Raw genomic sequence first — 12,344 nt, forward strand, 5'->3', positions numbered from 1 at the left:
ATGAATAGCAACAAAAAAGTAGTAGTTGGAATGAGTGGTGGAGTAGATTCATCTGTAACAGCATATCTTTTGAAACAACAAGGTTATGATGTTATCGGTGTTTTTATGAAAAACTGGGAAGAAAAAGATGATAGAGGAGTTTGTCTTGCAGAAAAAGATTACGAAGATGTAATTAAAGTATGTGAACAATTAGATATTCCTTATTACTCTATTAACTTTGAAAAAGAATACTGGGATAAAGTATTTACTTACTTCTTAGATGAATATAAAAAAGGTCGTACACCAAATCCAGATATTATGTGTAATAAAGAAATTAAATTTAAAGTTTTCTTAGAATATGCTGAAGACTTAGGTGCAGACTACGTGGCGACTGGACATTATGCACGAGTAAAAGATGTGGATGGAGAACGTTTAATGTTACGTGGTGTTGATAATAATAAAGATCAAACTTACTTCTTATCTCAATTAAAACAACACCAAATTAAAAATATTTTATTCCCTGTAGGAGAACTTGAGAAAAAAGATGTTCGTAAAATTGCTGAAGAAGCGGGTCTTGCTACAGCGAAGAAAAAAGACTCAACGGGTATTTGTTTTATCGGTGAGAAAAACTTTAGAGAATTTTTATCTCAATACCTACCAGCTCAAGGTGGCAAAATGGTTGACTTAGATGGTAATATCCGTGGAGAACACATCGGTTTAATGCACTATACAATCGGTCAACGTCATGGATTAGGTATTGGTGGAACTAAAGATACTGAAGGTGAAGCATGGTTTGCATGTGGTAAAGACCTTGAAAATAATGTACTGTATGTTTGCCAAGGATTCCACAATGAAAAACTATATTCAGATAGCTTACTAGCAAGTTCACTATCATTCACAACGAAAAATCCACAACCTAATAAATTTACATGTACTGCAAAATTCAGATATCGTCAACCAGATACTGAAGTTGAAGTAGAAGTATTAGAAGATAACAAAGTAAAAGTTGTTTATAAAGAGCCAGTGCGTGCTGTTACTCCAGGACAAGCGGTTGTTTTCTATGATGGTGATGTATGTTTAGGTGGAGCAATTATTGACGAAGTATATAAAGACGGAAAAAAACTTCAACTTTAATAATTAATAAAATCCTAAAAGTTAGAGGAAATCTCTAACTTTTAGAATTTTTAGTTATTTAATTCTAAGTAGTAAAATTATAGTATATATTGAGCGAGTAAAGTATCAAATCTTCGAATATCGATATCTTTTTTTAGATTAATTTTTATTTTTCCAACTTTAGTCCAAAGTTCTACTTCAGCATTTAGGTCGAAGATTTTACCTGCATTTTCAGTTGACCACATTAATATAGAAGAGTACGGTAGAGAATAGATTTCTACTTTTTTCCCTGTTAATCCTTGGGCATCTTTTACAATAAGTCTTTTATCTGTAAATACTGCAACATCTCTTATTGTTGCAAATGCAGCAACTGGTTGTTCGCCGTTTATCAATAAGTTTGCAATATCTTGTGGAATAGCAACTTCTCTGAAGAATGTCCAATTTAATAAATTCATTTCGTTAGCCATAGTAACTCTCCTATCTATTGTATGATAATGTTTATTTTTACCTTAGTATAGCATAAATTATAAATAATAAGAAGGTTAAGTTTTCAGTATTATTATAATAAATTTAATGATATAATATTAGTACTAGGGGGGGAGAAATATGAAAATTAATAAAGAAGACGTTGTTTTATTTTTTAAACAAAATGTTAAGACGATTGTTTTGGCATTACTCTGTAGTTTACTTGTTATAATTGGAGGACTTTTGTATTTTAACCATGATAAAACAGAGGATTATAATGATGTAACCTTTTCTAATTCTCAAAATTCAGAAGTAAGTAAGGATGACAAAAAAGAAGAACAAGATTCCAAAATTTTTGTTGATGTAAAAGGTGCGGTTAAACACCCTGGAGTATTTGAAACAACGAAGGATAAAAGGGTAAAAGATTTAATTGAAGAAGCTGGTGGTTTATTAGAAGATGCCGATACTTCTACTTTAAATTTAAGTCAAAAAGTTAAAGATCAGATGGTTATTTATGTTCTTAAACACGGTGAAAAACCAAAACAAATATCCGATGGTGTTACTAGTTCATCTAGTGGAGATGTGATTAACATAAATACTGCCAATAAAGAACAACTTATGAAAATTTCAGGAGTTGGAAAGACTAAAGCTGAAGCAATTATTTCATATAGAGAAAAAAATGGGGATTTCAAAAAGAAAGAAGATATAACAAAAGTAAAAGGAATAGGAAAAGCTACTTTTGAGAAAATTAAAGATAAAATAGAGGTATAGTTATGCAAAGAATTAGTTGGGATGAGTACTTTATGGCTCAAAGTCACCTGCTTTCTCTTAGATCGACTTGCAGTAGGTTATCTGTTGGAGCGACAATAGTTAAAGATAAACGAATAGTTTCAGGTGGTTATAATGGTTCAATTAAAGGTGATGAACATTGTATAGATGTTGGTTGCAAAGTAGTGGAAGGGCATTGTGTTAGAACGATTCATGCCGAAATAAATGCTATTTTACAATGTTCTAAATTTGGTGTTGGAACTGAAGGTGCAACAATTTATGTTACACACTTTCCATGTTTGAATTGTACAAAATCTATCATTCAAGCAGGGATAAAGGAAATTTGCTATGCAAATGACTATAGAAATAATGAATATGCTCGAGAGTTATTAGAAAAATCAGGAGTTGTCGTAAGAAAAATAGATTACGACGTAAATAATGTAGTAGAAAGGTTACTAGATAAATAGTAATGATTTACTTACAACTTTCTTTACTAGCATTAGGGGCGATATTATTAAATTACGATTTAATGATATCTATGCTATGTATTGTTATTTTTCTACTAATAACTTGGAAAAATAAAAATCTTAATGCTAGGGAAACTATTATTTGTTTAATAGTCTTCTTAGCTTTTTTTATTCGGGGAGCATATGAACAAAAAACTAATATTTCTCATTTAAATAATGTTGAAAATAATAATCTAGAACTAGTGATTTCTGACAGATTCAGTGTTAATGGGGATTATATGTCGGGAATTGGGCGTATTGGAGGAGAGCATGTACTAATTAATTATAAAATTAAGAGTGAAAAAGAGAAGAGTTTTTTTAAAGAAAAATTTTGGGGCGGAAAATTATCTGTAGTTGCCAATATTGAAGATGTTCCAAGTAAAACTAATTTTTATTCTTTTGATTATAAAAAGTATAATGAAAACAGAGGAATCTTTAAAAAAGTTTCTATTAATGAAATAACTGAGGTTAAGAATGTAAATTCGCTACTTTTTAAATTCACAACTTTTAGGAATAGAATGAGTTTGAAGATAGATAGAGATCTTATCTTTGATAAAAGTGGATATTTTCAAGCTTTGATATTTGGTGATAAAGGATATTTGTTGAGAGATGAAATTAATTCTTTTAAAAACCTAGGTACTAGTCATTTATTAGCAATTTCTGGCTTACATATTGGGGTACTTATATCACTAATATATTTTATTTTATTGAAACTTAAAGTGAGTGTTGATCATATCGAAAAAATAATCTTAATTATAATTCCGTTATATATGCTATTAAGTGGGGTTAGTGCATCTGTTCTTAGAGCGGGTTTTATGATTATATTATATATAATTTTCAGAATAAAAAGTATTGATAAATTGGATAGTTTACTTCTTACATTTTTAATCTTATTATTCTACAATCCGTTATATGCTTTTAATATTGGTTTTCAATTATCCTTTTTTATAACATTTAGTTTATTGATGTCAGAAAGTTATATTAAAACTTCTAGAAATAAACTACATATGTCTTTGAGGATTAGTATTATTTCTACATTGGCAAGTGTGCCGATATTACTTTATAATTTTTATACTATAGTTTATATTTCTGTACTAAGTAATATAGTTTTAGTTCCAATATTCAGTATAGTATTGTTCCTGTTAGTATTAATAAGTTATATTATATTTTTAATAAGTATTCCTATATTCAATATTTTGTGTAAACCGTTATTGAATTTTACCTTTACTATTTTCGATAAACTTCAAGAAGTATTCTTATATGTAAAACCGTTAAGAATTGGAAAGCAAAGTATATTTGTAATAATTGTTATTTTTATAGTAATTGTATATATTATGGTAGAATTAAATAGATCTAAATATTTAAGAGCTGCAACTGGAGTTATGACAGTCACTATAATATTACTTATTACAAGTTATATTCCTAGAAATTATATAGAGGAGCTAAAAATAGGAAAAGAGAATGTTTATTATATTAGAGAAAATAGAAATAATATGATAATAAATACATCAAGTAATATGAAAAATTTTTATACAGATTACAGAAAAAAAGATAGAGATTATGATATAATGAATGAATATGATTCACTCTTGAACTATGAAGGTAAGGATAGATTCAATTACTTACTACTTACTTCAGCCAAGAAAAATAAAAGTGAATATGTGACAAATTTATTAACAGATGGCTTAGTAAATAAGATTGTTGTAGTAGATAGTGTGAATAGAAAATTATTAGAATTAAAAGATATAACTCAATATAAGAAAACAGATTATATCGTTTTGAATAATGGAACTGAGATGAAATTGGGTAATACTTCTGTTTATTATTATGATAAAAAAGTAAAGGTGAAAAATCAGTATAGAGAATTTGAGATTGAGGTAGATGATTGATGAAAAATATCTATGTGATATATGGAGAAAATTTTGAAGCTATTAATGATTACGAGAAAAGTTTAGCGAAAAAATATCTTAAAGAACTAGATGAATTTAATTATGTAAAAATTAATATGCATGAAAATACAATAGAAACATTAGTCTATGAATGTAGAAGTAGTGGATTATTTGGGAATGAAAAAGTTGTTGTTGCCGAAAATTGTAATTTCTTATTAGCGAAACCTAAAAAAATTAAAGTAGAACATAACGTTGATGCATTGATGAATTATTTAGAGAATATTAATGAAGAGGTTGTGCTAATTTTAAAAATACCGGATAAGATTGATAGTAGAAAGAAAATAATAAAGAAGATTAAAGAAGCGGGAGAAGTTAAAGAATTTTCTAACTTTAATGAGAAGGAGATTTCAGAGTACATCGTGAAAACAGTGGCAGTGCATGATATGAAAATTTCTAAAGTAGATGCGGAATTTCTAGTGAATTACACTCGTTTGGATTTTGCAAATATAAAAAAAGAATTGGAAAAACTACTTTTATATTGTGATGAGAAGAAGATAATAACTCGAGATGATATAGAATTATTAGCAACTAGAAGTTTAGAATATGATGTTTTTAGCTTAACCAATGAATTGTTTGGGAAGAATTATGCTAAATTGAGAGTTGTATATAATTCATTAGTATTAAAAAAAGAAGAACCAATATTCTTGCTATCTTTAATTAGCGGTCAATTAAGAATGTATTATAAGGTGAAAGTACTTCTAAATGAACATTATTCACAAAAAGACATAGCGAAGGAGTTAGCTGTCCATCCGTATAGAGTGCAGTTAGCAGCACAAGGGATCAGAAATTATAGTGTCGATAAAATTATAAAAACATTAATATTATCAGCTGATTATGATAAATTATTGAAATCTTCATATATGGATAAATACATAATATTAGATCTTTATATTAATAAATTGATAGATGAATTAAAATAAAAATAAATTCTTGGAGTACTAGTTACCCTGAATATTTTAAATTTTTTAAATGGTTTATCGATATCTAAATTTACATAATAAATGGTTATTTGAAACAAGTTCAGATAATCATTTATTTTTTATTCAGATAATTGATTGGTGATTAATAAAAAAATATTTCGAAAAAAACAAAAAATTCAGATAAATTTATTTATTATAATTTGATATAGTGATATAATAATAATGTTAAAATAGAAAAATAAAATGAGGTATTGTTTAATGAAGAAAATAGAAACTAAATTAGCTCAATTAGGAAACAGAAAAGATAAGGTGACTGGAGCAATAGTGACACCGATATATTTATCGACAGCTTATGCTCACCCTGGATTAGGAGAAAGTACAGGATATGATTATACGAGAACTAAAAATCCAACTCGTACAATTTTAGAAGAAGGTTTATGTGAACTTGAAGAAGGGTGTCGTGCGATAGCGACTAGTTCAGGGATGAGTGCTATTCAACTAGTTTTTGAACTATTTGATTTAAATAGTGAATTCTTAGTGTCTAGAGACTTATATGGAGGAAGTTTTAGATATTTTGATGAGTTAGAACGTAAAGGTGCACAAAAATTTATTTATTTTACAGATGAAAAAGATCTTGAAGATAAAATCACAGATAATACTAAAGCAGTATTTATAGAAACACCAACTAATCCATTAATGCAGGAAGTTGATATAGAGAAGGTTGCACAGATTTCTAAATCAAAAAATGCGTTGTTAATAGTCGACAATACATTATTAACACCATTAAGACAAAAACCATTAGCTTTGGGGGCTGATATTGTAGTTCATTCAGCAACTAAATATTTAACAGGTCACAACGATATACTTGCTGGTGCTGCTATTACAAATGATGAACAAATTGGAGAAAGATTAGCGTGGATTTCTAATACGACTGGAGCAGTCTTATCGGCATTCGATAGCTGGTTATTTGTTAGAAGTTTAAAAACATTACCACTTCGTTTTAATCAACAAGAAAAAAATGCTAAAATATTAGCAGAAGAATTAGCGAAACATCCTGAAGTGAAAGAAGTATTATATCCTAAAAAAGGAGCTATGCTAAGTTTCAAATTAAATGATGCTACTAAAATTGATAAATTTTTACGTTCATTAAGAGTTGCTACTTTTGCTGAAAGTTTAGGTGGTGTGGAAACATTAGTAACTTATCCTACTACTCAAACTCATTTTGATATACCAGAAGAACTACGTTTATCTTATGGACTTACTCCAGATTTACTAAGAATTTCTGTAGGTGTAGAAGATGCTGAAGATTTAGTTGAAGATTTTCTAAGAGCATTAGAAGCATAGGGGGGAGAAAAAATGACTATAGTAGAAGAATTTGTAAAAAAATACTATGTTGAAAGAAGAAATACAAATAGTTTAAAATGGGATGCTTTGGAAGAACGATTTGGTGATCCTGAATTACTAGCTTTATGGGTAGCTGATATGGAATTCAAAACTCCCGAAAGTATTAGAGAAGCGTTGAGTAAACGTGTTGCTCATGGAGTGTTTGGTTATACTAAATTACCAGAAAGTTACTATTATGAATATAAAAACTGGCATAAAGAAAAATACGATTTCGAAGTAGATAAACAATGGATAAGATTTGCTCCTGGTATAGTTCAAGCTATATTATGGGTGATTAAAGCGTATACTAGAAAAGAAGATGCAGTTATTATAATGCCACCAGTATACTATCCTTTTGCTAATTCTATAAGAAATAGTGGTAGAAAGTTAGTGGAATCTCCATTACTAGAAGAAGACGGTAAATTCAAGATAGATTTTGAAACTTTCGAAAAAGAGATTCGAGAAAATGATGTTAAATTATATATTCATTGTTCACCTCATAATCCAGTCGGAAGAGTGTGGACGTTCGAAGAGCAGAAAAGAGTATTTGAAATTTGCGAAAAACACGATGTTCTTGTATTATCTGATGAAATCCACCAAGATTTCACATATGGAAACCATAAACAAATTTCAGCATTAGCATTAGAAGGTGGTAGATATAACAATCGTTTAATAGTAGCTAATTCAGGATCAAAAACTTTTAACCTTGCTTCACTAGTACATGCGACACTTTTAATACCGGATAGTAATGTTCGTGAACAATTTGATAAATTTAGTAAAGAAAATTTAGGAGCGGAGCCAAGTTTATTAGGACAAATAGCTCTTGAAGCTGGTTATAGAGATGGAAAAGATTGGGTAGAAGGATTAAAAGCGACAATTTTACACAATTATAATTTAATTCATGATACATTAGCTCAAAAAGTACCAGAAATTAAAGTTTATCCATTGGAAGGAACATATTTAGTATTTTTAAACCTTGAGAATGTTTTAAATGGAAAAAGCACGAAACAATTCATTCAAGATGAATGTGGACTAGCAATTGACTTTGGACATTGGTTTGGAAAAGGGTATAATAGTTATGTAAGGATTAATCTTGCTACTAGTCCAGAAAATATACAAGAAGCTGTTGAAAGAATCATAAAAAATTGTAATAGATAGTATTAATTTTAAAGAAGGATGTAGACAACATGTCTATATTCTTCTTTTTTTGAGGAAATAAAAAAAACTACTCAGAAGTCTGAGTAGTCTTTAAATTATTTAGCTAGGTTTGATTTATATCTAGCAGCTGCGTTTTTGTGGATTAAATTAGTTTTAGCAGCTTTATCGATTTTTTTGTAAGCAAGGTTTACTAACTCTGCAGCGTTAGCAGCACCTTCAGATTTAGCTACTTTAGCTTTTTTAATAGCTGTACGCATTTCAGATTTTTTAGCTGTGTTAGCAGCGTTTGTTTTAGCATCTTTTCTTACGCTTAATACTGATGATTTAATGTTTGGCATTCGATTCACCTCCTGGTCCTTATTTTTATTACTAAGAAATATTAATTAATATTCTTAATTACAATGAATTAAGTGTTGTTAGATACAACTACCTCATTTTAACATATTAAAATTGTAAATGCAAGATATTTTTATACTTTTTTTGCTATAAGTTATTTTTTAGAATTTTTTATATTTTGGTTGACTAATGACTATAATTTATGTTAGTATATATGACGTTGATATTTAATTTTACATAGGTAAGGTTATTTGTCTTCTGACTTTATTATAATAAAAGATGTTTGAGAGATCCATCTATAAAAAAAACCTGAAGTACTGGTTTCTCAAATCAGTACTTTTTTATTTTCTCTTGAACAAGATAAGGAGATATAATGAGAAATAATACAGTTAAAGTTTTAACTATTCAAGCGTTAATCGCAGCTATTTATGTTGTATTAACATTAGCTATCGCACCATTCTCATACGGTGCTATCCAATTTCGTATAAGTGAATCACTTTCACAATTAGTAGTGTTTAGTAAAAAATATTGGTTTCCAATTACTTTAGGAGTGGCAATTGCTAATATCTTTAGTCCACTTGGTATAGTAGATGTGTTCTTTGGAACTTTAGGAACAGGATTAGCTTTAGCAATCAGTATTTTTGTTTTTAAATTTGTAAAAAATAGAATTGCTAGACACATCATTAATATTATTTTATACCTAGTTATTTGTATGCCAATTATTGCATATGAAATTACTATTTTTAGTGGTGATAATTCAGCTAGAGTACCATTCGAGTTTGGTGCATTTACAGCTATCTACGGATCACTTCTATTATCACAAGTAATCGTTATGGTTATCGGTATTGTTATTACTGAAGCATTAAACAAAGCGATTGATCTAAAAAAAGTATTCGAATAATATTTATATAGAATCGTTAGGAAAACTCCTAGCGATTTTTTTATTATAAATTATTGACTCTCACGTAACGTTATAGTATATAATAAGAATATCACTAGTGAAATATTATAAATTATAGAGGAATGATTATGAGGATAAATGAAGTTGTGAAAATTACTGGAGTAAGTGCAAGAACATTACAATATTATGATGAAATTGGTTTACTAATTCCTCAAAAGTTAGATAATGGTTATAGAGATTATTCTGAGGAAAATTTAGAGAAATTACAAAAAATATTGTTTTATAGATTTCTTAAGTTTAAGTTAAATGATATAAGAGAATTATTGGAAGGTGATTTTGATAATTTAAAAATACTTGAACAACAACGTGAATTAATTTTAAGAGAAAAAGAAAAGTTTGAAGTGATTTTACATAATATAGAAAAAACGATTAGAAATTATAAAGGAGAACAAACAATGACAATAGAAGAAAAATTTAATGGATTTAAAAAAGAGGATTTAAATAAGTATGAAAATCAAGCAGTAGAAAAATATGGTAAAGATACAATTGAAGAATCTAAAAAGCGTCAAAGTGGAAGAGAGGAAATAGTAACCGAGGAATTTAATGAAGTATTTCGTTCAATGGCGAAATTCAAAGATGAAAATGTAGATGTAGCAGAGAAAGAAGTACAATCTAAGGTAGAAGATTTATATAATAATATGAATGAATATGCTTTTGATTGTAGTATAGAAGTTTTTTCTTATATAGGAAAAGGATATGTTCATAATCCAGAGTTTAAAAAAAATATAGATAAGTTTGGTGAAGGTGTAGCAGAGTATACATCTAAAGCAATAGAAAAGTACTGCAGTGACAGATTAAATAAATAAGAACATAAAAAAATGCTAAAAAGAGTTTTTCAAAAAAAAAAAATTAAAAAAACTATTGACAAATAAAACTATATATATTAAAATAACTAAGTCAGTTGAAAATGTACCGTAGACAGTAGGGGGAGAAATCCTTAATTAACCTACCGAGGACAAAATTCGAAAAGAAACTTATGTGCCTTTTTGTATGTTCTCGCATGCAAGAAGGTTTTTTTAATGGTACTGAAATTGATAAATCTACTTAGGAGGAAGTTCAATGTCAAAAGCTATTGAGAGAAAACAAGAGTTAGTAAATCAAATCGCAGAAGAAATTAAAGCAAGTTCTTCAGTTGTTATCGCTGACTACCGTGGATTAAACGTTGCGGAAGTAACAGAATTACGTAACAACATGCGTAACGAAGGTTTAACTTTTAAAGTTTATAAAAACTCATTAGTTCGTCGTGCGATGGAGCAAGCAGGAATTGAAGGATTAGACGAAGTTCTAACTGGACCAAATGCTTTTGCTTTCTCAACAGACGATGCTGTAGCTCCTGCTAGAGTTTTAAACGATTTCGCTAAAGAACACGAAAACTTAGAACTAAAAGCTGGTGTTATAGAAGGAAAAGTTGCAGATCAAGCTGAAATTAAAGCTATCGCTACATTACCAAGTCGCGAAGGATTACTTTCAATGTTACTATCTGTATTAACAGCGCCAATGCGCAATACTGCTTTAGCTGTTAAAGCTGTTGCAGACCAAAAAGCTGAACAAGAAGCTTAATAAACAACAATATTAAAAATATATAATTTAAAAATCGGAGGAAATTTATAATGACTAAAGAACAAATTTTAGACGCTATCAAAGAAATGTCAGTTTTAGAATTAAACGACTTAGTAAAAGCAATTGAAGAAGAATTCGGAGTAACTGCTGCTGCACCTGTAGCTGTAGTTGGTGGAGCTGCTGCTGGAGCTGCTGAAGAAAAAACTGAATTTGACGTAGTTTTAGCTAACGCTGGAGACTCAAAAATTAAAGTAATCAAAGTTGTTCGTGAAATCACTGGAGACGGACTAAAAGAAGCTAAAGAAAAAGTTGATGGTGCGCCAGCAACACTTAAAGAAGGAGTTTCTAAAGAAGAAGCTGAAGAAATCAAAGCTAAATTAGAAGAAGTTGGAGCAACTGTAGAAGTTAAATAATTTCTAATCTAAGTAGATAAAAAGATAGATGTAAATAAACAATAATATTCTATTTGAGAATATTTGATACGATGATAATAACAAAAATAGTATATCTCAAGTGTCTAACTGTGGGATATACTATTTTCTTTCATTTTAAGAGGTGTCTTTATTATGGAACATTATTATACAAATAATCCGACAACAGAAAGTCGTGAAAAAATTATTAACTCAACAATAGCAAATGAGAATTTGAAGTTCTATACAGATAACGGGGTATTTTCAAAAGAAAGTGTTGATTTTGGAACTAAAACAATGTTAGAAAGTTTTAGTACAGAAAAGGAAAATGCTAAAGTTGCTGATATTGGATGTGGTTATGGAGTCATATCTATATTTTTAGCAAAAAAATATCCGACGTTTAAGTTTACTATGGTAGATGTAAATAATAGAGTTTTAGAACTATCTAAAAAAAATATTGAACTTAATAACATAAATAATGAAGTAGAAGTACTAGAAAGTAGTTCCTTTGATAATGTCGAAGGGAACTTTGATATAGTATTAACAAACCCACCGATAAGAGCTGGGAAAAAAATCGTACATAAAATAATGACAGATAGTTATGAACATCTAAATGCTTCGGGGGAGCTTTGGGTGGTTATACAAAAAAAACAAGGAATGGCTAGTTGTAAAAAATTATTAGAAGAGACTTTTTCTATGGTAGAAGTAGTTACTAAAAATAAAGGTTACTATATACTGAAAGCCGTAAAATAATTGACAACTTGCTATGACTATGATAAAATGATATATTGCAAGTAATTCTATTTTCTTTTAGATGGAATTACCTAAATTATATA

14 protein-coding genes and 1 other annotated feature are annotated in these 12,344 nt (G+C 28.8%); of the genes, 12 read left to right on the plus strand and 2 right to left on the minus strand.

Going from position 1 to position 12,344, the window contains the following annotated elements:
• Positions 1-1,113 carry a tRNA 2-thiouridine(34) synthase MnmA gene (mnmA, locus tag ACWOA3_RS01550; RefSeq protein ID WP_003146347.1) on the plus strand — a complete coding sequence of 371 codons (1,113 nt, stop codon included), beginning with the start codon at positions 1-3 and terminating at the stop codon, positions 1,111-1,113.
• A gap of 77 nt (positions 1,114-1,190) precedes the next feature.
• Here mnmA and ACWOA3_RS01555 read toward each other — a convergent pair whose 3' ends face one another.
• Positions 1,191-1,559, minus strand: a complete 369-nt coding sequence (locus ACWOA3_RS01555; RefSeq protein WP_003146345.1) for a PH domain-containing protein — start codon at positions 1,557-1,559, stop codon at positions 1,191-1,193.
• 139 nt (positions 1,560-1,698) lie between these two features.
• Here ACWOA3_RS01555 and ACWOA3_RS01560 point away from each other — a divergent pair, with 139 nt between their 5' ends.
• From ACWOA3_RS01560 to ACWOA3_RS01585, 6 genes are all read left to right on the plus strand, one after another.
• A complete protein-coding gene (locus ACWOA3_RS01560) occupies positions 1,699-2,328 on the plus strand; it encodes a helix-hairpin-helix domain-containing protein (protein WP_442566720.1) in 630 nt (209 codons plus the stop codon).
• 2 nt (positions 2,329-2,330) lie between these two features.
• Positions 2,331-2,792, plus strand: coding sequence for a ComE operon protein 2 (locus ACWOA3_RS01565; protein ID WP_003146342.1), 462 nt, complete (start codon positions 2,331-2,333; stop codon positions 2,790-2,792).
• A gap of 2 nt (positions 2,793-2,794) precedes the next feature.
• On the plus strand, positions 2,795-4,720 hold the full coding sequence (locus tag ACWOA3_RS01570; RefSeq protein WP_456883860.1) for a ComEC/Rec2 family competence protein: 1,926 nt from the start codon (positions 2,795-2,797) through the stop codon (positions 4,718-4,720).
• Complete coding sequence (gene holA, locus ACWOA3_RS01575; protein ID WP_456883861.1) at positions 4,720-5,700, plus strand: DNA polymerase III subunit delta; 981 nt, start codon at positions 4,720-4,722, stop codon at positions 5,698-5,700. Before ACWOA3_RS01570 ends, holA begins: the two co-directional genes overlap by 1 nt.
• 258 nt (positions 5,701-5,958) lie before the next feature.
• Positions 5,959-7,044 carry a PLP-dependent transferase gene (locus ACWOA3_RS01580; RefSeq protein WP_456883862.1) on the plus strand — a complete coding sequence of 362 codons (1,086 nt, stop codon included), beginning with the start codon at positions 5,959-5,961 and terminating at the stop codon, positions 7,042-7,044.
• Positions 7,045-7,056: 12 nt separating this feature from the next.
• The gene (locus ACWOA3_RS01585) at positions 7,057-8,241 is read left to right on the plus strand and encodes a MalY/PatB family protein (RefSeq protein WP_456883863.1); all 1,185 of its coding nucleotides are present in this window, start codon (positions 7,057-7,059) and stop codon (positions 8,239-8,241) included.
• A 95-nt stretch (positions 8,242-8,336) separates the two neighbouring features.
• Here ACWOA3_RS01585 and rpsT read toward each other — a convergent pair whose 3' ends face one another.
• The gene (gene rpsT, locus ACWOA3_RS01590) at positions 8,337-8,579 is read right to left on the minus strand and encodes a 30S ribosomal protein S20 (protein ID WP_003145397.1); all 243 of its coding nucleotides are present in this window, start codon (positions 8,577-8,579) and stop codon (positions 8,337-8,339) included.
• A gap of 371 nt (positions 8,580-8,950) precedes the next feature.
• Here rpsT and ACWOA3_RS01595 point away from each other — a divergent pair, with 371 nt between their 5' ends.
• The 5 genes from ACWOA3_RS01595 (at position 8,951) to ACWOA3_RS01615 (ending at position 12,261) form a co-directional block, all read left to right on the plus strand.
• On the plus strand, positions 8,951-9,478 hold the full coding sequence (locus ACWOA3_RS01595) for a QueT transporter family protein (protein WP_003146333.1): 528 nt from the start codon (positions 8,951-8,953) through the stop codon (positions 9,476-9,478).
• Between the two features lie 128 nt (positions 9,479-9,606).
• A complete protein-coding gene (locus ACWOA3_RS01600; RefSeq protein WP_003146332.1) occupies positions 9,607-10,344 on the plus strand; it encodes a MerR family transcriptional regulator in 738 nt (245 codons plus the stop codon).
• A gap of 88 nt (positions 10,345-10,432) precedes the next feature.
• Positions 10,433-10,565 (plus strand) — a sequence feature (ribosomal protein L10 leader region).
• Between the two features lie 32 nt (positions 10,566-10,597).
• Positions 10,598-11,098, plus strand: coding sequence for a 50S ribosomal protein L10 (rplJ, locus tag ACWOA3_RS01605; RefSeq protein WP_003146331.1), 501 nt, complete (start codon positions 10,598-10,600; stop codon positions 11,096-11,098).
• Positions 11,099-11,148: 50 nt separating this feature from the next.
• A complete protein-coding gene (gene rplL / locus ACWOA3_RS01610; RefSeq protein WP_003146330.1) occupies positions 11,149-11,511 on the plus strand; it encodes a 50S ribosomal protein L7/L12 in 363 nt (120 codons plus the stop codon).
• A gap of 153 nt (positions 11,512-11,664) precedes the next feature.
• On the plus strand, positions 11,665-12,261 hold the full coding sequence (locus tag ACWOA3_RS01615; RefSeq protein WP_442565723.1) for a methyltransferase: 597 nt from the start codon (positions 11,665-11,667) through the stop codon (positions 12,259-12,261).
• Positions 12,262-12,344 lie beyond the last annotated feature (83 nt).

The sequence above is a fragment of the Gemella taiwanensis genome (genome assembly GCF_054054385.1).